The organism is Shewanella sp. S1-49-MNA-CIBAN-0167, assembly GCF_040310145.1.
GTDB lineage: Bacteria > Pseudomonadota > Gammaproteobacteria > Enterobacterales > Shewanellaceae > Shewanella > Shewanella psychromarinicola.
In genome coordinates this window covers 1-234 of the sequence record NZ_JBEOPO010000507.1, presented here as the reverse complement: position 1 = coordinate 234, position 234 = coordinate 1, and the positions used below count along the sequence as shown (strand labels likewise).

Here is a 234-nt window from a genome sequence, read left to right as displayed (position 1 = left end):
CAGTAAGCCTATTCAAACCGGCAGCGGGGTGTTTGCACTTGCATATCCGAATCAATTTTACTGGCATTTAACTCAGCCAGACGAATCATTAATTGTGGCAGATGGCGCTAACTTGTGGATTTATAATCCTTTTGCGGAAGAAGTGACTGTGATGGATGTTGCTCAAGCCGTTGATGCATCACCTATGGCCTTGTTAGTGCATCGAGACGAAGCCACATGGGCTAAGTATTCGGT

General features: G+C 45.7%; 1 protein-coding gene. It reads left to right on the top strand.

Annotated features, from left to right (window positions below; all coding sequences use genetic code 11):
- On the top strand, positions 1–234 hold a 234-nt coding region (locus AAEZ00_RS22195), incomplete at both ends, for an outer-membrane lipoprotein carrier protein LolA (protein ID WP_351090210.1).